Origin of the sequence: Actinokineospora sp. PR83, assembly GCF_021056305.1 — a bacterium.
Taxonomy (GTDB): Bacteria; Actinomycetota; Actinomycetes; order Mycobacteriales; family Pseudonocardiaceae; genus Actinokineospora; species Actinokineospora spheciospongiae.
In genome coordinates this window covers 115,211-136,054 of record NZ_JAJCXD010000016.1, presented here as the reverse complement: position 1 = coordinate 136,054, position 20,844 = coordinate 115,211, and the positions used below count along the sequence as shown (strand labels likewise).

The following is a 20,844-nucleotide window of genomic DNA, read 5'->3' as shown; positions in this document are numbered from 1 at the left end:
CGTCAGCCCGCGCCGAGGACCGCCTCCCCCGGGTGCCTCCTGGTCGTGGCGATGGCCACGGCCTGGAGGCGGCTGGCCCGCAGGAAGGGGTAGGCGGCCTCGCCGTGGGTGCCGCCGCTGCGGCCCGTGCCGCCGAGGCCGGGCAGGTGCGGGGCGTGCGCCATGTGCGAGTCGTTGACCTTGAGCACGCCCCCGTTGGTGACCGCGCCGGTGAACCGCTCGATGACCTGCGGGTCCTCCGCCCACAGGGAGTTCCGCAGGCCGAACCGGTTGCCGTTGAGGAAGGCCACGCAGCGGTCGAGCAGGTCCGGGCCGTCCTCGGGAACGACGACCGTCAGCAGTGGGAAGAAGGACTCCTCGCGCACGGCGGCGATGGTCTCGGCCAGCCCGAACCCGTCGACGCGCAGGACCGTCGGTTCGAGGAACACGCCGTGGGGGTCGGGTTCGCCGCGCAGATCGACCTGCGTGCCGCCGCAGACCTTCGTGGCGCCCGCGCGCAGCGCTTCGTCGAGGGTGCGCCGGAAGGCGGTGGCGCGCAGGACGGGGCTGAGCACCGTGTCGGAGTCCTCCGGGTCGCCCGGCCGGAGGGCGGACGCCGCCTCGCGCAGCCGCGCCAGCAGTCGCTCGGCGACGGCAGGGTGGACGATGGCGTACTTGGGGCTGAAGCAAGTCTGGCCCGACGCGTAGAACGCCTCCAGCAGCGCGGCGGTGGCGTGCGGGAGGTCGGCGTCGGACCACACGAGCACCCCGTCCTTGCCGGACAGTTCCAGGATGGCCCGCTTGCCCCGCTCGACGCACCGGCGTTCCAGGTCCAGCCCGTTCTCGCTGGAGCCGAAGTAGTAGACGGTGTCGACCAGCGGGCTGTCCAGCCACTGCCGCATGGTGACCTCGTAGTCGGCGCAGACCACGTTGAGCGTCCCGGCGGGTGCCCCGTGCGCTTCGAGCACGGGGATGACGATGGTGTGCAGGGCGTAGCTCAGCGAACTGGCACAGCTACGGGGAACGCGGATCACCACGCTGTTGCCCGCCAGCAGCACGAGCGAGGCGATCAACCCGAACAGCGGCGCGTTGGCGGGCGGGTCGATGCAGACCACCCCGTCGGGCCTGCGCTGGAGCACGATCCGGTGGTGGGGCGTGGTGATCTCCTGCCGCAGCAGGGACCGCGCCAGTTCCAGGCTCTCCGGCCGGACCAGGTCGAGCACCACGTTCATCTGCGCCTCGGCCAGCACGCGCGGGCACCCCTCCATGCGCAGGATCCGGGACAGCTCCTCGCGGTGCTCCTGGAAGGCCGCGAACAGGTCGCCGACGCAGGTGATCCAGTCGGCCAGGGGCACCGCGCGCACCCGCGGCGCGGCGTCGGCCGCCGCCCGCAGCGCGGCCCGCCCCTGTTCGGGGGTGGACAGCGCCACGGAGCAGAGGATGTGCGGGTGGGCGTGCAACTCCTCCTCGGTGCCCTCTCGCAGCAGCCGGAACAGCGTCGCCGCGTCGGTCCCGCCCGGGTCCAGGACGGTGCGGACGCTCATGCCGTACGCGCGTTCGTCGGTGTCGACCCGTTCGCCGCCGATGTAGAGCGGGAAGTGCCGGACCGCAGTCTTGGTCACTTGTCGTCCTCGGCTTTGAAGTGGGTGACGAGCGAGCGGGACAGGTCGTCGATCCCGCTGCTGGCGGCGAAGCGCATGATCGAGATCTCGCTGCCGAACCGGCGCCGCATCTTCGTGACCAGCTCCGCGGCCATCAGCGAGTCCACGCCCAACTGGTCGAGCGGGCGGTTGCGGTCGATGCGCTCGGGTGCGACGCCCAGGACCTCGGCGAGCGTCTTCACGATGCTGTCGGCGACCAACTCGGCCGCCTCCTCCACCGACGCCTCCCGGACCCGGTCGCGCAGGTCGTCGTCCTCGGCGGTCGCCGCGTGCCCGCCCGCGCTGAGCTGCCCCAGGCGCGGCGTGCTCAGGTGCGGGTACAGCCTGCCCAGGAACTCCCCGTCGTGCCGCCACACCACCGCGACCTCCGGCCCGCCCACCAGGTCGTCCAGCGCCCGGCGCACGTGGCGCAGCGACAGCAGGCCCAGACCCGCGCGGGTGACGGTCCGGGCGGTGGCCGCGTTGCGGGCCACGTAGCCGACCTCCCCGAGGGCACCCCAGGCGATCGCCTGCCCGGCCAGCCCCCGCTGCCGCCGGGCCCTGGCCAGGGCCTCCAGGAACAGGTTCCCCGCGCAGTAGGCCGCCTGACCGGCGTTGCCCACCACGGCCGCTGCCGAGGAGAACACCAGGAACAGGTCGAGTTCGTGGCCCTCGGTGACGCGGTCGAGGACCATCGCCCCGGCCACCTTCGGCGCGAGCACGGCGCGGAACCGGTCGGCGGTCAGGTCCGCGGTCATCACGTCGTCGAGCACCATCGCCGCGTGCACGACCCCGCGCAGCGGCGCGTCGGTGGACTCGACGACAGCGCGCATCGCGGCCTCGTCCGTGGCGTCGGCGGCGTGCACGGACACCCGCGCACCCAGCGCGGTCAGCTCGGCGACGAGGTCGTGGGCTTCCGGCGCGGCCACGCCCCGCCGGTTGACCAGCGCCAGGTGCCGGGCGCCGCGTTCGGCCAGCCAGCGCGCCACCTCCGCGCCGAGCCCGCCCGCGCCACCGGTGATGAGGTAGGTGCCCGCCGGGTCGGGCGTGAACCCGCTTTCCGGCGCGACCTGCTCGACCGGGGGCCGCTGGTCGAAGGTGAGGACCAGCTTGCCGATGTGCCGGGAGTGCTGCAACGATCGGAACGCCTCCGCCGCCCTGGCCGCCGGGAACGCCCGGTACGGGATCGGGCGCACCGCCCCCGCTTCGAGGTGCTCGGCGTCCTTGTCGTGCCACTCGGCCATGTCCCGGCGGCGCAGGCCGCTGAGCTGGTCGACGTCGACCGCGAAGTAGCTGATGTTGTTGCGCAGCGGGAACAGGGAGACGTTGCGGTCGCTGTAGAGGTCGCGCTTGCCCAGCTCGACGAACCGCCCGCCGATCCGCAGCAGCTCCATGCTGCGGCCGATGAATTCCCCGCCCAGGGAGTTGAGCACGACGTCGACGCCCTGCCCGCCGGTGGCGGCGAGCACGTCGGTGACGAAGCTGAGGCTGCGCGAGTCGAAGACGTGCTCGACGCCGAGCAGCCGCAGGAAGTCCCGCTTCTCCTCGGTCCCGGCGGTGGCGATCACCGTCGCCCCCGCGTGCCGGGCGCACTGGAGCGCGGCCAGGCCCACTCCCCCGGCCGCGCCGTGCACGAGCACCGTCTCGCCCGCGGCGAGCTCGGCCAGGTGCAGCAGGCCGTGGCTCGCGCTCAGCAGCGCCACCGGCATCGTCGCGGCGGCGGCCATGCCGATCGTGGACGGCACCCGGGTGACCAGGGTTTCGTGGGTCAGCACGTGCGAGGCGAACGCACCCGGGGCGGACCCGAACACCTCGTCACCCGGGCGGACCCGGGTCACTCCCGAGCCGACCGCGGTGACCACACCCGCGCACTCGCCGCCCAGCCGCATGCCGGTCATGCCCGCCTCGACCACCCAGCCGGGCAGCATCCCGACCGCGAGCAGCGCGTCGCGGTAGTTGATGCCCGCCGCGCGCACCTCGATGAGCACCTCGTCCGCGGCGGGTTCCGGCATGTCCATCGCCACCCACGCCAGCTCGTAGGACGGTCCCGCGTCGCGGGCGACGAGCCGGTAGGGCGTGGAGCCGTCCTCGGCCGGGGGCGGTGGCAGGTCGCGCAGGCGGGGCACGAACCGACCGGCCGCGGTGAGCACCACCTCGTCCTCGTCGGTGGGGTCGAGCAGTTCGCGGGCGACGCGGTCGACCGACACGCCCCGCCCGACCGAGACGCGCCGGACCTGCACCAGGCTGTCCTCGGCGGCGACCGCGCGGGTGGCACCCCAGAGGGCGGCGGCGGCCGGGTCGTCCGCCCGTTCCGGCGCGGGGTTCACCCCCGGGGAACCGCTGACCAGCCACAGCCGGGTCACCGCGCCCGCGGGCAGCTCGGCCGCGGCGAGCACCAGCCCGCGCACGAACTCGAACCGCCTGGTGGCGGTGTCGACGGCAGCCGCCGGATCCGGGTCGGACCCGTCGAGCACGAACACGACGTCGGTCCGAGGTGAGGTGAGCCAGGTGCCCGGGTCCGCCTCGGTCGTCGTCGCCACGGCACCGGCGCCCAGTCCTGCCAGGCTTGAGGCGAGCGCGGTGGCCAGGTCCGCCTTCGCGCCGTCCTCGGTGACGACCACGACGTGAGGGGTGGCTTCGGTGGTCGGGGCCTTCGGCAGCGCCGCGTCGCGTGGTGCCAGGCTCGCCGTCGTCACCGAGCACAGGTCGTCTTCCACGACGGTGTGCACATCGAGGAAGCCGTTCTCCCGCACCAGTTCCCGCCACTGCCGCGCGGGCAGCACCGGCGAGGCGGGGCGCAGGTCGAAGTCGGACATCGACCAGAACCCCGGCACCAGGCCGAACGGCAGCGCGAGCAGCAGCGGGTCGTGCACCTCGGTGAACACCAGCCGACCGTGGTCTGCCAGCACCTCCGACACCGCGCGCAGCGCCGAACGCAGGTCCTCGGCCTCGCGCAGGGCGTGCCCGGCGACCACGACGTCGAAAGCACCGGGCTCGACCTCGGGTGCGTCGAGGTCGAGGGTCCGGTACTCCACGAAGTCGTAGCGGGCGAACCGCGCCTCGGCCGGGGCGAGGAAGACCGGCGAGACGTCGGTGAACACGTAACGGGTGCGGTCCGGTGGGAGGACGGGCAGCAGCGCCGCGGTCAGGGCGCCGGTGCCGCCGCCGACCTCCAGGACCCGCAGCGGGCGGTCGGCGGGCCACTCCTCCACCAGGGACCGCAGCACCTCGGCGGCTGCCTGGTTGCCCGCGAGCAGCCCCGGAGACAGGTCGTGGTAGTGGGCGAGCGTGTCGCTGCCGTGCGCGGGCGAGAGGATGTCGAGCGCGTCCCGGTCACCGCGCAGCAGCTCGACCAGGTGCATCCCGCAGCGGCCGACCAGGGTCAGTTCCGGGGTGTGCTCGGGGAAGTCGGCGACCAGCTCGGCGAACCCGGGGTCGACGTCCGCGGCGCGGAACCGCCAGCGGGTCCGGCCCTGGAACTCACCGAGCCAGTCCAGGTGCCCGTGGTCGGCAGCCAGCCCGGTGAGCAGGTCGAGCAGGCGGGAGAACTCCGGCCGCACCCCGGCTGCCGGCAGGTCCTCGGTGAAGAACACCTCCGCGCCGTCGAGCAGGGTGCCGAAGGCGCGCACCGCGTAGGCGGCCGTGGTCGCGAGCCGTCGTCGCCGGAACTCCGCGTGGCCGGTGGCCGGGGGCGCGTCGACCGCAGGCGGCTCCCACACCACCTCTGAGGCGGCCGGAAGCCCGCGCGGTGCGGCGCGGAGTTCGGTGTGCTGGCGCAGGACCGGGCGGCGGCTGGGCAGCTTGACGCGGAGGAACCGGCAGTCGACCAGCTCCAGCAGCACCGCCCCGGCCGGGTCGGTGAGCACGATGTCCGCCGACGCCCAGCTCTCGGAGACCGTGCGGCAGCGGAAGTGCACCGCACCCGTCCCGGTCGGCGTACCCCACAGGCGCGCGGCGCCGATGGCCACCGGCATGTAGGAGTCCTCGTCGGCGACGTGGCCGTGGCGGATCCGACCGAGTTCGATCCCGACCTGCAAGGCCACGTCGGTCCACGCCGGGTGCGCGTGGAACCCGGTGACGTCCAGGTGGGTGCAGTCGTAGTCCCCCAGGACCTCCGCGCCGTCCACCCACAGCCCCGACAGGACGAGGAAGTCCGCGCCGTAGCCCAGCCCGAGGCGCTCGCCGTCCGCGTACAGCGTGTCGCGGTCGACGTGCCCGCCGCGCTCGGCGAACCGGGCGCGCAGGGCCGCGAGGTCCAGCGGCGGCGGGGGCGCGGCCACCCTGCGGCGCACCCGGCCCCGCGCGTGGGTGAGCCACGGCTGCCCCTCGACCGAGCGGGTCGCCACCCGGAAGACACCGTCCTCTTCGGACAAGGAGACCTGTGTGCGCGGCAGCGCGGATTCGTCGTCGGGGGCGATCATCGGCTTGGTGATGTGCAGTTCGCACACCTCCGCTGGCCCGTCGAAGACCAGCCGCCCGGCCGCCCAGCCCATTTCCAGGTACCCGGCCGCGGGCATGATCGGCATCCCGTCCGCGCGGTGCCCGGCGAGCCACGGCAGCCTCGCCGGGTCCACCGTGGACTGCCAGGTGGGGTCGGAGACCGGGGCCCGGTCACCGAGCAGCACGTGGTCCGGCGATGCCCCGGTGTCGCTCCAGGTGTACTGGCTGCCCATCCAGAACCGCTCGCGCTGCCACGGGTACGCGGGCAACGGCACGACCGCCCCCGGCTGCGGGAAGTACCCGTCGATGCGCACACCGGCGGCGAGCGCGGACTCCACCGTCGCCCGCAGGGCGGCCGACCCGGGTTCGGACCTGGTCAGGGTGGGCAGCACGGCGAGCACGCCGTCCTTCGCGGCCCGCTTGAGGTAGGTCTGGAGCACCGGCTTCGGCCCGATCTCGATGACCGTGTCGAAGCCCGCCGCCACGAGGTGGTCGGTGGCGGCGGCGAACAGCACCGGCTCGCGGACGTTGCGCCACCAGTACTCGGCGTCGAGTTCCTCGCCTGCCAGCGGCTCACCGGTGACGGTGGAGACGAACTCGACCGTGGCCGGTTTGGGCGCGAGCTCCGCCAACGCCGTCGACAGCGACGCGCGCAGCGGGTCCATGGCCGAACTGTGGAACGGGTAGTCGAGGTCCAGCACGCGGCAGAAGACCTCGTCCTCGGCCAACCGGTCCGCGAGGTCGAGCAGGTCCGGTTTGGGCCCGGCGACCGTGATGTCACCGGCGCTGTTGATCCCGGCGACCTCGACCCGCCCGCCGTAGCGCGCGAGAACGCCCTCCGCTTCCCCCGGCGCGAGGTTGACGGCCGCCATGCCGCCCGAGCCCGCAGTGCCCGCCTGGGCCGCGCTGCGCGCCACCACCAACTCCACGGCCTGGTCCAGGTCGTAGACCCCGGCGGCGAACGCGGCGGCGACCTCACCGACGCTGTGCCCGTACACGGCCTCCGGGTGCAGACCGGCCTCGGCCAACACCGCCACGATGCCCACCTGCACGGCGAACAGCAGCGGCTGGATCACAGCGGTGTCGTGCAACCTCGGCTCGGCCGAGCGCAGTTCGTCGGCCACCGCCCAGCCGACGCGGGGAACCAGGGCGGCGTCGACCTCGGCGATGACCCGCGCGAACCCCGGATCGGCGTCCAGCAGGTCGACGGCCATGCCCGGCCACTGGGCGCCGTGCCCGGAGAAGGCGAAGGCCACCCGCCCCCGCTCGGTGGCCCGCTGCGGCCCGACCTGCTGGGCCAGCCGCTGCCGCGCCTCCTCCGCGGTGGCGGCGAGCACCACCCGGCGGTGGGCGTGGTGACCGCGCCGCTGGTGGGAGGTGTAGGCGACGTCGGTGAAGTCGGGGCAGTCCGCCAGCCGCTCGTCCATGCGGGACAACGCCTCGGCCAGAGCCGCCTCGGTGTGCGCGGAGACGACGACCGGCACCACGGAACCGGTGCCCGGCGTGGGCCGCGGGGGCGCGGGCGGCTTCTCCAAGACCACGTGCACGTTCGCACCACCGAACCCGAACGAGTTGACCCCCACCAGCCTGCCGGTCGCGGGCCTCGGCTGCGCCACCGGGGTCAGGGCGAGGCCGTCGAAGTCGATCCCGGTACTGCGCGGTTCGGCGTAGGGGGTCGCCGGGACGAGGTCGTGCCGCAGCACCAGGATCGCCTTGCACAGCCCCGCCATGCCCGACGCCGGTTCGAGGTGCCCGAGGTTGCCCTTGACGGACCCGATCGGCAGCGGCCCACCGGAGCGGCGGACCCCGAGCGCCTGCCCGATCGCCCGGCACTCCACCGGGTCGCCGACCGGGGTGCCGGTCCCGTGCGCCTCCAGGTACGCGAGGTCATCGGGGTCCAACCCGAAACCGTCGTAGACCTGGCGCAGCAACGCCTCCTGCGCGTCGCCGCTGGGCAGCACCAACCCACTGGTGCGCCCGTCGCTGTTCGTCCCCGATCCGGCCACCACCGCGTGCACGCGATCCCCGTCCGCGACCGCATCCGCCAACCGCTTGAGCACGAGCACGCCCCCACCCTCGGCGCGCACGTACCCGTCCGCGTCGGCGGAGAACGGGCGGCAGTGCCCCGTGGGCGAGAGGAACCCGGCCTTGGCGAACCCGACGTAGGTCATGGGGTTGAGCAGCAGGTTCACCCCCGCCGCGAACGCCACCCGCCCGCCGCCGTGGCGCAGGTGCTCACAGGCCAGGTGGACCGCGTTCAGGGACGAGGCGCAGGCGGTGTCCACCTTGAGGCTCGGCCCGTGCACGTCCAGGTGGTAGGACAACCGGTTCGCGGTGTTGGACAGCGCGGAACCGGAGTTCGTGTACGGCCCGATCGAGGTCCGCAACACCATCTGCTGCGCGCCGTAGTCCAGGGCGGACACCCCGACGAAGACAGCGGCATCCGTACCCGACAGCGCCCGCGGGTCGATCCCGGCGTCGTCGAGCGCCTCGACCGCCAGTTCGAGCACCAACCGCTGCTGCGGGTCGATGCACACGGCCTCACGCGGACTGATCCCGAAGAAGTCCGCGTCGAACCCGGCGATGTCATCCAGGTAGCCCCCCGCGAACGTGTAGGTCTTGCCCGGCCGAACCTGGTTCGAGTCCCAGTACCGCCCGATGTCGAACCGCCCCGAAGGTGGCGCCCCCACTGCCTCCCGCCCCTCGGACAGCAGCGACCACAACCCCTCCAGCCCATCAACCCCACCGGGAAAACGACACGACACACCCACGACCGCGATCTTGTCCACCACACGCCGATAGTTCCGGACCCCGACGCCCCCAGCCATGCCGCCACAGCGGCTCACCCGGATGACCAACCGATCAGGTGACGCTCCCGGTGGACTGCGCGGAAGCAGGTGAGGCAGACAGCGCTGCTCACCCCACGTCCCCGGTTGCCACCACCCCACGCAACTGCTGGGCGGGTCCGCCACGGATGGCGCGGGCCACCGCCTCCACCTGCTCGACCAAGTAGAAGTGGCCGCCGGGGAACACGGCCAGGTCGAAGGCGGCGGTGGTGTGCGATCGCCACGACCGCATGTCATCGACGCCGACCCGCGGATCGCGGTCCCCGGTCAGTGCCACGATCGGGCACCGGAGTCCGGGACCCGGGCGGTACGTGTACGTCTCGATCGCGCGGTAGTCGCGGCGGATCGCCGGGAGGAACGCGCGCAGGACTTCCTCGTCGACCGGCGGCCCGGTGTCCGGGCCACCCACCTCCTTGAGCTCGGCCAGCAGTTCCTCGTCGTTGTAGAGGTGGACCGAGCCGGGCCGGTGCACCGATGGCGCCCGCCGCCCCGAGGCGAACAGCGCCACCGGCGGCACCCCCTGCGCCTCCAGTCGCCGCGCCACCTCGAACGCCAGGGTCGCACCCATGCTGTGGCCGAACAGGGCGATCGGGCTGTCGGCGTGGGCGAGGGTGGCCGTGGTGATCCGGTCGGCCAGCTCGTCGATCGACTCGGCATCACCCGTGTCGGGGTGCCCCGGCCTGCCGGGGTACTGCGCGGCCAGCACCTCCACCCGGGGCGACAACGCGGCGGACAGCGCGAAGTAGGCGGTGGCCGAGCCACCGGCGTGCGGCAGGCACACCAACCTCGTCCCCGCCCCCGGCGCCCGGTGGAACCGCCGCAGCCACGGGCCCACTCCGGGTGGGCTCACGACAGCCGCCCGGCCAGCTCAAGCATCTGCTCAGCCCGGTCGACGTCGATGGTCCCGGCCTGGACCTGGCGCAGCACCTCGTCGACATCCACCTCGCCCACCTGATCCGCCAAGTGGGCCGCCAGTTCACGCACGGTGGGGTGCTCGTACACGGCCGTGGCGGTCAACCGGGTCCGGTGCCTGCTGTTGATCAACCGCGCCCACTCGACCGCGATGATCGAGTCCAGGCCGATGTCGACGAACTTGCGGTCCACCACGATGTCCGCGCGCGGCAGGTACAGCACTTCCGCCAGGCTGGTGGCGAGTTCCTCCTCCAGCACGGATCCCAGCCCCGCTGAGGTGGTGGGCCCGCTCTCCGGCGCGAACCGCTCCACCGGTCGCGCGGGCGGGGAGTCGGCGGCGGGTGCGGGTGCCGTCCCCCCCGACCGACGCAGGAGTTCGACAGCGAGTCCACGCGCGGTCGGGAAGTCGTACACGTCCGCCGCGACCAGCCCAGCACCGCTGAAACGCGCGTTCACCGCACCCACCCACTCGACCACAATGATCGAGTCCAGGCCCATGTCCACGAACGGCGTTCCGGCGTCCAGGGTGTCCGCGGGCAGGTAGAGGGCATCGGCGAGAGTGCTCACCAGCAATTGCTCCAGAGCCGCGTGGTCGGGGACATCCCGGGAGGTCGCGGGCGCTCCGGTCGCGGGAGGGGCCGCGTCCGCCACCGGGCCGACGGGATCGCCCACGGTTCCCGCCCGCACCCCGGTGGGCACGACGGCGTCGAGCGGCAGCAGGCGGACACCGGTGGGTTTGGCGGCGGTGGACCCAAGCCCCGGTCCACTCGGGTCCACGGTTGCCGCCACGACCTCCGCCTCAGCGACCCCCGATCCCGCGCCCCCCCGATCCGCGGTCCCGATCACCGCCGTGCCGGTCTCGGGCAGCCAGTGCCGCTCGCGTTCGAACGGGTAGGTGGGCAGGTGCACCCGACGCGGCGGGCCATCCGGGTACAGCTCCGACCAGGCGACCACCCACCCCATCACCCACAGTTCCGCGACTTTGGCGAGCTTCCCCTTCACCGACCAGTTGCGCACCATCACCGCCGCGTCCTCGTCGTCCACGAGCAGTTCCACCCGCGGGTCCGAGTCCGCGACCAGACCGCGCCAGGTTCCCTCGACGGCCTCGTCGCCCCGAGCCAGTCGGGTCAGCCTGTCGACCAGCTCGGCGCCGTTCGCCACGAGCAGCACGGCCCGGTGCGCCATCTCCGCCCTGCCCTCCTGGAGGGTCCGGGCGATCGCCACCAGGTCGACCTCCGCCGCGTTCCGCACGTGCTCCAGCAACCGCGCCGCGCACGCGCGCAGAGCCCCCTCGCTGCGGGCCGACAGCGGCACGAGCACAGGCCCCTCTGTGGCCGCGGCCCGCGCGGCCACGTGTTCGCGCACGAGCACGTGCGCGTTGCTGCCGCCGAACCCGAAGGAGCTGACCCCCGCCACCAGCGGCAGCTCCTCGCCGTCCACACCGTGCGAGGGCGTCCACGGGCGGGTGTCGCCCACCAGGTAGAACGGCCCGCCACGCAGGTCGACCATGGGGTTGGGCCGCTCCAGATGCAGGGTCGCGGGCAGCGTGCGGTGCCGCATCGCCGCGATCACCTTCAGCAGGCCCGCCATGCCCGCCGCCGACTCCAGGTGCCCGAGATTGGTCTTCACCGAGCCCAACCCGCACGAGGCCGCCCGCGCAGGCTCCCCCCAGCTCTCGGCGAGGTGCTCGAAGGCCGCCTTCAGACCGTGCACCTCGATGGGATCCCCGAGTGGTGTGCCCGGCCCGTGTGCCTCGATGTAGCCGACCTCGCCCGGCCGCACGCCTGCCCGCTCGTGCACGTCGGCGATCAACCGGGCGTGCGCCCGGGGGTTGGTGATGGTCAGCGACCCGGTGCGGCCACCGTGGTTGGTGCCGCTGCCGATGACGACCGCGTGCACGGCATCTCCGTCGGCAACCGCCCTGGCCAGCGGCTTGAGCAGCACGACCGCACCGCCTTCGGCGCGCACGTACCCGTCGGCGTCGGCGTCGAACGCCCGGCACACACCCGTGTCGGACAACATCCCGTTGCGCCGCAGCGCCGCGAACCGCCGCGCCGACCAGCACAGGTTCACCGCGCCCGCCAGCGCGATGTCGCAGTCACCGGCCTCGATGGCGCGCACCGCCTGGTGCAGGGCCACCAGCGAACTGGCGCACGCGGTGTCCACGGTCATGCTCGGCCCGGTCAGGTCGAACCAGTGGGAGACCCGGTTGGCGATCAACGCCGCCGAAGTGCCGGTGGGCACGTACGAGTCCGGTTCGCCACCGGCGACCTCGATCAGCTCGGTGTAGTCGGAGTTGGCCACGCCCATGAACACCCCGGCGCGCGTGCCGCGCAGCGCGTCCGGCCGATAGCCCGCGTCCTCCACCGCGTGCCAGGACAGTTCGAGCGCGAACCGCTGCTGCGGGTCCACGAACGCCGCCTCGCGCGGGGTGATCCCGAAGAAGGCGGCGTCGAACGCGTCGGCGTCGCCCACGAAGGCACCACGGATCGGTTCACCACCGGTTTCCCGGTAGCCGGGATCGGTCTCCCGCCGCCGGGCGGGCAACTCACCCACGACGCACCGCTCGCCTGCGAGCAGGCTCCAGAGCTGGTCCATCGACTCCACCTCGGGGAACCGGAGCCCCACTCCCACGACCGCGATGCCGCCGCCCACCGATCCGCTGTCCACAACGCCCTCCCTGGTTCCGACCGGACCGCTACGCGGCCTGCTTGCGCTCGACGAACTCGGCGACGCCGTCCAGCGACACCAACACGTTGGCGAACAACTCCTCATCGGTCATCACCACGCCGAGGTCCCGCTGCAGGAAAACGAGGATCCTCAGGTAGTCGCGGGACCGGATGATCCCCGCTTTGAACAGATCGGTGTCCGGTTTGACCTCGTCGTCGAAGGTCACCAGCAGTTCCCGCTCGAAGAATTCGCGGACCGCGGTCCTGACCGCATCCGCAACGCGTTCCGTCATCGTCACCCAATCCGGTGGTTCTGGTCCGCCTCGGCCTTGCGGCCCTTGATCGTGCACACCCGCCTGCGCCAGCGCAGGCGGTCGCCGTCCTGGACGAACCAGGGGGCGATGTCCGGGTCGCCCAGCCCCTCGCGAACCAGCCGATCGACCTGGGCGCGGTTCTCCTCCGTCTGCTCGACGTGCTCGATGTAGTGGGCGACGTCCAACAGCGACTCCGACTCGAACAGCGCCTCCAGCGCCACACCGTTGGCGCGGTACAGGTCGAAGAACTCCCGTTTGCCGAGGGAGCGGTGGTGGCTGCGGTCGACCACCGCTTCCAAGCGCTCGAAGAAGGCGTCCACCTTCTCGTCGCCGTAGGCCATGACGTCCTGCACGCACACCACGCCACCGGGGCGGGCACAGCGCACCATGCCCGCGAACACCTCGGCCACCAGTGGCATGTGGTGGAACGCGGAGCGGGACACCACCGGTGAGAAGCGGTCCGCCCCCAGGTCCAGCCGCGCCACGTCGGACCGCACGAACTCGACGTTGCCCAGGCCGAGCGCGACGGCCTTGTCCCGGGCCACCCCGATCATCCCGGTCGAGATGTCCACCCCGGTCACCGAGCGCACGCGGCCCGCCGCGTGCAGCGCGAACGCGCCGGTGCCGCACGCGACGTCCAACACGTCGTCGTCCTCGGTGAGCCCGCAGAACTCGGCCAGCCCTTCGAGCATCCGCTCGTCCCCGGTGACCGACCACGTGTCGAACCACGCGGCGCCCCGGTCGAACTGCTCGACGATCACGGCGTTGGCGTCCACACCCATCCCTCGCTCTCGGAACCGAAGATTTGCCCGTACGCGACCTTCCCGTTGGTCGCCCGGCTGATCCGCTCCACCGCGACCAGCCGCACTTGCGCGGGGTCGATGTGGAACGCCTGCCTCAGGTACTTCCTGACCGCGGTGTCGAGCGCGCCGCGGCCGGGCGCACCACCGTCCTCGACCGCCACCGCGAGTTCCTCGTCCCGCCCCGCCACCGCGCACCGGAACCCCTGCTCGGCGAGCCGCCGCTCGACCTCGTCGAGGTCGACGCGCACCCCGGACAGCTTCAGGAACCGCCCGGCCCGGCCGACGACCACGTAGTGCCCCTCCTCGTCGACCCGGGCGAGGTCACCGGTGTCCAGCTCGCCGCGCAGTTCGTCGCCCCGCGCGAGGTCGGCGCGGCCCGCGGCGTGGCCGAGCATCACGTTGGGCCCCGCGTAGTGCAGGTGGCCCACCTCGCCGGGGGTGGTCACCGGCCGACCCCGCGCGTCGGTGAGCCACAGCTCGCCGCCGGGGATCGCCGTGCCGATGCCCTCGCCGCGGTCCGGGTGCAGGTCTGCCCGCCAGTAGGAGATGCGGGCCGTGGCCTCGGTCTGGCCGTACATCACGTAGAACCGCGCTGAGCGACGACACGCCTCGGCCGCGTAGCGCCGCACCGCATCCGGCGCGAGCCGCCCGCCCGCCTGGGTGAAGGAACGCAGGCTGGGCAGCTCCAGGTTGGTGAACCTGAGCGCGTCCAGCATCTCGTAGGTGTAGGGCACACCGGCGAACGACGTCGCGCCGTGCTCCCGGAAGAAGTCCCAGAAGCCGCGGCTGACCAGTGACCGGTCGGTCAGCAGGACGGTGGCGCCCGCGTGCAGGTGGCTGGTGATCACCGACAAGCCGTAGGAGTAGCTCATCGGCAGGCTGGTGACAGCGCGCTCGCCCTGTTCCAGCTCCAGGTACCCGGCGATCGAGGCCGCGTTCGCCAGGAAGTTGTCCTTGGTCAGGCGGACGCCCTTGGGCGAACCGGTGCTGCCCGAGGTGAGCAGCACCGCGCTCAGGGCCGGGTGGGGCTCCGGCTCGGCCCGGTGGCCGGTCGGTACCAGCGCGTACGGGCCCAGGGCGGGCGCCCCGTCCGGTGCGGTGTCCTCGGACCAGACGTGGTCGGGGCGGTAGGCGTCCACCAACCGACGCACCTGCTGCCGGTCGACCGAGTGGTCGACCGGCAGCACGACGTGCCCGGCCGCGATCGTGCCCAGGAACCCGATCACGGACTCGATCCGGTTGGCGGTGCGCACGAGCACCAGGCTCCGCCGCCCGGTCGGCAGCAGGCCGCCGAACCACGACACGAGCCGGTGCAACCGCTCGTAGGAGTACACGACGCCCTCGTCGTCCACGACGGCAGGCGCGTCGCCGTACCGCCGCAGGTCCAGGAAGGTGTCCACCGCTCCCCTCTCGTGTCGTGGTCCGTTCGGCCGGGCGCCGCGCGGGTCAGTGGTGGAACAGCCGGGTGCGGGAGAAGGCCATGACCATCCCGTAGTGGTCGCACGCCTCGATCACCGCGTCGTCCCGGACGGAGCCGCCCGGCTGGACGACGTACTCGACGCCGGTCGCCGCAGCGCGGTGGATGCTGTCGTCGAACGGGAAGTACGCGTCCGAGCCGAGCGAAACGCCCGTCAGGGTGTCCAGCCACTCGCGGCGCTCGACAGCTGTCAGCCGCTCCGGGACGACCTCCAGCACGCCGTCCCAGCCCGCTCGCTCCCGCTCGGTGGTGTCGTCGTCGAGGAACTGGTCGACCACGTTGTCCCGCTCGGCGCGCGGCACGCCGCCGCGGAAGCGCAGGCCGAGCACCGCCGGGTGCTGCCGCAGGTACCACCGGTCCGCCTTGGCGCCCGCCAGCCGGGTGCAGTGCACTCGGGACTGCTGCCCTGCGCCGTTGCCGATCACCTGACCGTCCCGGGCGAAGCACACCGAGTTCGACTGGGTGTACTTGAGGGTGACCAGCGCCAGGAGCAGGTCGCGTCGCGCCTCGTCGGGCAGGTCGGTGCGCCGGGTGACCCGGTCTTCGAGCATACCGGGGTCGATCACCCGGTCATTGCGCCGCTGCCGCATGGTCACACCGAACACGGTTCGGCTCTCCACCAGCGGCGGCTCGTGGTCGGGGTCCATCGCGAGCAGGATGTACCCGCCCTTCTTCTTCCGCCGCAGCACCTCCAACGCCTCGTCGCTGAAGCCGGGCGCCACCACGCCGTCGGAGACCTCCGGCGCGATCAAGGCCGCGGTCTGCGCGTCGACCACGTCGCTGAGCGCGATGAAGTCGCCGAACGACGAGAGCCGGTCGGCACCGCGTGCCCTGGCGTACGCCTGGGCGAGCGGGGACAGCTCCTTGTCACCCACCCGGTACGCCTGCCGCAACGCCTCGTCCAGCGGCACCGCCACGCCCGCGCCCGCGGGGCTGACGTGCTTGAACGAAGCGGCGGCGGGCAGGTCCAGCACCGCGCGCAGCTCGTGGACGAGCTGCCACGCGTTCAGCGCGTCGAGAAAGTTGATGTAACCGGGTCGTCCGTTGACCACGGTGAACGGGAATTCCCCTCCCTCGACCAGGACCTCCGCCGGGTCCTGGTGCGGGTTGGTGCCGTACTTCAGCGACAGTGAAGACATCGTTGCCCTGCTCATTTCTCAAGCTCGGAAAGTGGTCGGTCTTGCCCTGCGGTCGGCGCTCACCGCGACCTCACCACCCCAGTCCTCGGGCGATGTGGTGCAGCAGCAGGCGCTGGTCCTGATCCTCGCGCAGGAACAGGTGGTCACCCGACAGCAGGTGCAGGGTGAACTCGCCGTCGGTGACCTCTGACCACGCCTTCATGTGCGCCTCGTCCACCCGGTCGTCCCGCAGGCCGTGGAAGGCGGTGATCGGCACGTCGAACCGGCTGCCGTCGGGCCGGTAGCTCTGCACGAGCTTCAGCTCCGCCAGCCGCGAGGGCAGCAGCACCCTGGCCAGCTCGTCGCTCAGGTCGGCCTCGGAGGTGATGACGCCCAGGATCGCCTCCCGCAGCTCGGGCGAAGCGCTCGCCAACTCGTCCGGCGACGGGATGTCGTCCAGGCCGATCTCCCGGAACAGGTTCCGGGTCAGCGCGATCATCGGGTTGGGGTGCACCGGCGGCGCCGAGTAGGCACCGATGAACAGGTGGCGCGGTTTGCGGTCGGCGACCTCCCACAACCGGTGGGCCAAGCGGTAGGCCAACAGGCCACCCGCGCTGTGGCCGTAGAAGGCGTAGGGCCGGTCCAGCTCGGGAAGCACCGCTTCGGTCAGCGCGTCGATCGCCGTGTCGATGTGCTCGAAGGACCGCTCCTTGATCCGGGTCTCCTTGCCGGGGAGCTGGATGGGGCAGACCTCCACCGCGTCCGGCAGCAGTTGCTGCCAGCCCCGGAACACCGACGCGCCGCGCCCCCGCCCGTACGGCAGGCAGAACAGCTTGACCTCGGCCGCGGGATTGCGCTTGCGGTGACCGAACCAGCGCGAGTTGTCCGCTCTGCCGGTCGCGGACCGCCGCGGTTCGGCGGGCACGAGCTCGACCCGACCGAGGACCGCCTCGGTCAGCTCGCGCACGCTGGGACCCTCGATCAGGGTCTCGATGGCCAGGGAGACCCTCAGCTCGTCTTCGATGATCTTCTTCGCGGTAACGCCGACCAGTGAGTCCAGACCCAGCTCGGCCAGCGACTCCCCGACGTCCAACTCGTCGACATCGATCTTCAGCAAGTCGGCGAAGCAGGCGCGCAGGTAGTCCTCGAGCAACGCGTGCCGCTGCTCCTCGGGCGCCTCGGACAGCGATCGGACGACCTGGGAGGCGGCCACGGTCCCGGACTGCTCGGACGGGCCCATGGCCAGCTCCCGGAACGCCTCCTCCGTCCGGGCGCTGATGCCCTTCATGACGCCGTCGGCGACGCTCACGAGCACCCGCCCGTCGCCGTCGAGCAGCTCGAAGCCGCCCTTCAACTCTCCCGCGCGGCGGTCGTACCCGGTGACGGTGGCGTGACACCACAGCTCGTCGGGCGCAATTCCCTCCCCCGACCAGGTGATGTCCCGCCACCGCGTCACCATGAACCGGACATCGGTCTCGACGGTGCCGGGCAGCGCGGCGTGGAACAACTGCGCGCAGGCGTCGAGTGCGCCCGGATGCACGCCGAGTCCGAACGGCGCACCGGCGCCCACCGAGGTGGGTGGGGTGAGCCTGCCCAGCGCTTCCCCCGGCCCGGTCCGCACCTCCGCGACCCACTGGACGCCCTCGCCGAGCGCGATCCGCTTGGTGTCGGCCATGTACCGGTAGAACTCGACACCGGTGCTCCGCTCCACCAGGGCGCGTCCCCGTGCGTCCAACGGGCGGGTGCGGTCCCCGCTGCGCGCGGCGCCCGCCGGGACCAGGCGAGCCCGGCCGTTCGCGTGGCCGGTCCACTCCCCGTCCGCTGCGCGCAGGTGGAACGCGAAGGCGACATCGCCCTGGGGCAGTCGGTCGAGGGTGAGCACGATCCGGTTCTCCCGGTCCTCGCGCAGGACCAGCGCGCTGGTGAACAGCAGGTCCTCGACCTCGACCGCGGAGTCGAGGACCTGCCGTGCGGCGCGGCTGAGCATCTCCAGGTAGTAGCCGGTGTGCAGCACGCCGTGCGTGGCGCGCACGTCCGGCACGGCGTCGAGCGGCAGCACGAACTCGATCTGCCTGGTGCTGACCGGTGACAGCACAACCCGGCCGTCCAGCGGGTCGCCTCGGTCCGCGTCGATCCCGGCCCGCGGTGGAACCGGACCGACCTGCGCGGGCGCGGTCCGGTCCGCTGTCTCGGTCCAGTACCGCTTGCGTTGGAAGGGGTAGGTCGGCAACACGACCCGGGTCCGCGGTGGACCCGCGTCGAACCCGGCCCAGTCGACGTCCACGCCCGCCTCGTAGAGTTCCGCGACCGCGGTGGCGAGCCCGTGCCACAGGTCTTCCGGGGACGGCGGGGGCAGGAGGTGCCCGGTCGCGGCGCGCACCCGCGCGGCGACGGCGGTGGCGGCGTCACCGGGCGCAAGTGCCAGGTAGGCGTCACACCCCTGGCCGAGCAGCGCGTCGACCGCTTGGTCGAGCAGCGGCCGGGCGGTGCGCACACCGGCCCAGTGCTCGGCCGACAACGCCTCGGCCCTGCTCACCGGCCCGCCGGTGGCCGCCGACACCAGCCGCAGCCTCGGGGCGGTCAGGTGGCTCCCGTCGGGGATCGGCACCACGCCGGTCAGCAGTTCCAGAGCCGCCCTGACGTGGAGAACGCCCGCCGAGCAGGCCGCGGCGAGTTCAGCCGCGCCCGCGGCCAACACCGCACGCGGCCGGACACCCCAACTCGCCCACATCGAGAGGAGGCCGTGTTGCACGCAGAACTGGTCGACCTCCGTCGGCGCGGCGCCGGTCGACCACCCGTCGACCACGCCCCGGCCGGTCAGCTCGATCAACGCGGTCTCGCACTCGTCCACCGCATCCCGGAACGCGGGCTGGGTGTCGCGCAGCAGCAGGGCCTGCCGCAGATCCGACGCGCCGCCGAGGACGAACGCGAGCTTCGGTGCGCTGCGGCGCGCTGCGACCGCGCCCCCGTCCGGCGCACCGAACGCGTCCCGCGCGTGCTCCGCGATCCGCCGGGCCATCCCCGCGGCGTCCGCGGCGACGAACGCCAGCCTGTGGGCGAAGTGGCTGCGGCCCGCGCCCGCGGTGTGGCAGACGTCTCCGAGTCGCGGCGCGTCCGCGGACAGCAGCAGCCTCTCGTAGGTCGCCGCGAGGTCGCGCAGCGCACCGGTGCTCCGCGCGGACAGCGCCAGCACGTGTACCGGCCGGTCGGCGGTCGGTACACCGGCGGGCAGCCCGCGGGGGGCCGGGCCGGGCGGCGCTTCCGCGACGATCGCGTGCGCGTTGGTCCCGCTGAACCCGAACGAGCTGATCGCGGCGGTCCTGGGCCGGTCCGCCGACTCCCACGGCACGACCGCCTTCGGCACGACCGCCGGGACGGCCGCCAGCCGGATCTTCGGGTTGACGTTGTCCAGGTGCAGGCTCGGCGGAATCTCCCGGTTCCGCAGGCACAGCACCAGCTTGATCAGGCCCGCGATGCCCGCGGCCGCCTCCAGGTGCCCGATGTTGCTCTTGACCGAGCCCAGGTGCAGCGGCGCTTCCCGATCGGGGTCACCGCCGAAGACGTCCACGAGCGCCTGGAACTCGATCGGGTCGCCCAATGCGGTGCCTGTCCCGTGCGCCTCGAAGTACCCGATGTCGGCGGGCGCGACCTCGGCCTCCTCCAACGTGCGGCGGATCAGCGCGCGCTGCGCGGAGCCGTTGGGCACGGTCAACCCGCTGCCGCCACCGTCCTGGTTCACACCCGTCCCCCGGACCACCGCCAGCACCGGGTCCCCGTCGCGCTGCGCGTCGGACAGCCTCTTGAGCAGCACGACGCCGCAGCCCTCACCCCGGCCGTAACCGTCGCCGCCCTCGTCGAACGACTTGCAGCGCCCGTCCCGGGACAGAGCGCCCATGTCGCACAGGGAGGTGAACCCCTCCGGGGTCAGCAGCAGGTTGACGCCGCCCGCCAGGGCGGTCTCCGACTCGCCGCGCAGCAGGCTCTCGCACGCCAGGTGCACCGCCACCAGCGACGACGAGCACGCTGTGTCGATCGAGATCGACGGCCCGGTCAGGCCGAGCACGTACGAGATCCGACCGGAGGTGATGTTCGACATCGTGCCGGTCAGCGTGTAGGGGTTGCCGTGCTTGCGCTCCCTGGGCAGGTTCGCGTACTCCGAGCCGATCTGCCCGAAGAACACGCCGGTCCGGCTGCCCCGAATCCGGTCGGGTGCGATGCCCGCGCGTTCCAGCGCCTCCCAGCAGACCTCCAGCGCCAGCCGCTGCTGGGGATCCATCTCCATCGCCTCGCGCGGCGAGATGCCGAAGAAGTGCGGGTCGAACGCACCGACGTCCTCGGTCAGGAACCCGGCCTCCCGCACGTAGACCGTGCCGGGGACATCGCCGGACGGGTCGTACAGCTCGTCGATCGACCAGCGGTCGGCGGGCACCTCGACGGCACCGTCGCCCCCCGCGCGCAGGAACTCCCAGAACGCCTCCGGGGTGGTGCTGCCGCCGGGCAGGCGGCAACCCATGCCGATGATCGCGACCGGCTCCCTGGTCCGCTGCGCGTCCTCCGCCTGTGCGGTGAGCTTCTTGATGGTCTCCAACGAGTGCGAGAGGAGAGCCTCGTAGTCGTCCGGTCGCAGGTGAACGGGCATCGCGTGT

The 20,844-nt window shown here is 72.8% G+C and carries 9 protein-coding genes; all 9 read right to left on the bottom strand.

Annotated elements, in window-relative coordinates; all coding sequences use genetic code 11:
- Nucleotides 1–2 precede the first annotated feature (2 nt).
- A complete protein-coding gene (locus tag L6E12_RS05620; protein WP_236226806.1) occupies nucleotides 3–1,601 on the bottom strand; it encodes an aldehyde dehydrogenase family protein in 1,599 nt (532 codons plus the stop codon).
- Nucleotides 1,598–8,848 (bottom strand): type I polyketide synthase, encoded by a 7,251-nt coding sequence (locus L6E12_RS05615; RefSeq protein WP_236226805.1) that lies wholly within the window; start codon nucleotides 8,846–8,848, stop codon nucleotides 1,598–1,600. Before L6E12_RS05615 ends, L6E12_RS05620 begins: the two co-directional genes overlap by 4 nt.
- Before the next feature lie 127 nt (nucleotides 8,849–8,975).
- The gene (locus L6E12_RS05610; RefSeq protein ID WP_308074205.1) at nucleotides 8,976–9,755 is read right to left on the bottom strand and encodes an alpha/beta fold hydrolase; all 780 of its coding nucleotides are present in this window, start codon (nucleotides 9,753–9,755) and stop codon (nucleotides 8,976–8,978) included.
- On the bottom strand, nucleotides 9,752–12,487 hold the full coding sequence (locus L6E12_RS05605; protein ID WP_236226804.1) for a beta-ketoacyl synthase N-terminal-like domain-containing protein: 2,736 nt from the start codon (nucleotides 12,485–12,487) through the stop codon (nucleotides 9,752–9,754). The genes L6E12_RS05610 and L6E12_RS05605 overlap by 4 nt, the downstream gene beginning before the upstream one ends.
- Nucleotides 12,488–12,515: 28 nt before the next feature.
- Entirely contained in the window at nucleotides 12,516–12,779 is a 264-nt protein-coding gene (locus tag L6E12_RS05600; RefSeq protein WP_236226803.1) for a hypothetical protein, read from the bottom strand.
- Nucleotides 12,780–12,781: 2 nt separating this feature from the next.
- On the bottom strand, nucleotides 12,782–13,576 hold the full coding sequence (locus tag L6E12_RS05595; protein ID WP_236226802.1) for a class I SAM-dependent methyltransferase: 795 nt from the start codon (nucleotides 13,574–13,576) through the stop codon (nucleotides 12,782–12,784).
- Nucleotides 13,558–15,003, bottom strand: coding sequence for an AMP-binding protein (locus L6E12_RS05590; RefSeq protein ID WP_236226801.1), 1,446 nt, complete (start codon nucleotides 15,001–15,003; stop codon nucleotides 13,558–13,560). The genes L6E12_RS05595 and L6E12_RS05590 overlap by 19 nt, the downstream gene beginning before the upstream one ends.
- Before the next feature lie 46 nt (nucleotides 15,004–15,049).
- Nucleotides 15,050–16,219 carry a phosphoribosylaminoimidazolecarboxamide formyltransferase gene (locus L6E12_RS05585; protein ID WP_236226800.1) on the bottom strand — a complete coding sequence of 390 codons (1,170 nt, stop codon included), beginning with the start codon at nucleotides 16,217–16,219 and terminating at the stop codon, nucleotides 15,050–15,052.
- A gap of 70 nt (nucleotides 16,220–16,289) precedes the next feature.
- Nucleotides 16,290–20,837, bottom strand: a complete 4,548-nt coding sequence (locus L6E12_RS05580; RefSeq protein ID WP_236226799.1) for a beta-ketoacyl synthase N-terminal-like domain-containing protein — start codon at nucleotides 20,835–20,837, stop codon at nucleotides 16,290–16,292.
- Between the last annotated feature and the right edge of the window lie 7 nt (nucleotides 20,838–20,844).

Excerpts from the sequence above, each read along its gene's own strand:
- L6E12_RS05600 (WP_236226803.1), bottom strand. The coding sequence starts at position 12,779 with ATGACGGAACGCGTTGCGGATGCGGTCAGGACCGCGGTCCGCGAATTC.
- L6E12_RS05585 (WP_236226800.1), bottom strand. The coding sequence starts at position 16,219 with ATGTCTTCACTGTCGCTGAAGTACGGCACCAACCCGCACCAGGACCCG.
- L6E12_RS05580 (WP_236226799.1), bottom strand. The coding sequence starts at position 20,837 with ATGCCCGTTCACCTGCGACCGGACGACTACGAGGCTCTCCTCTCGCAC.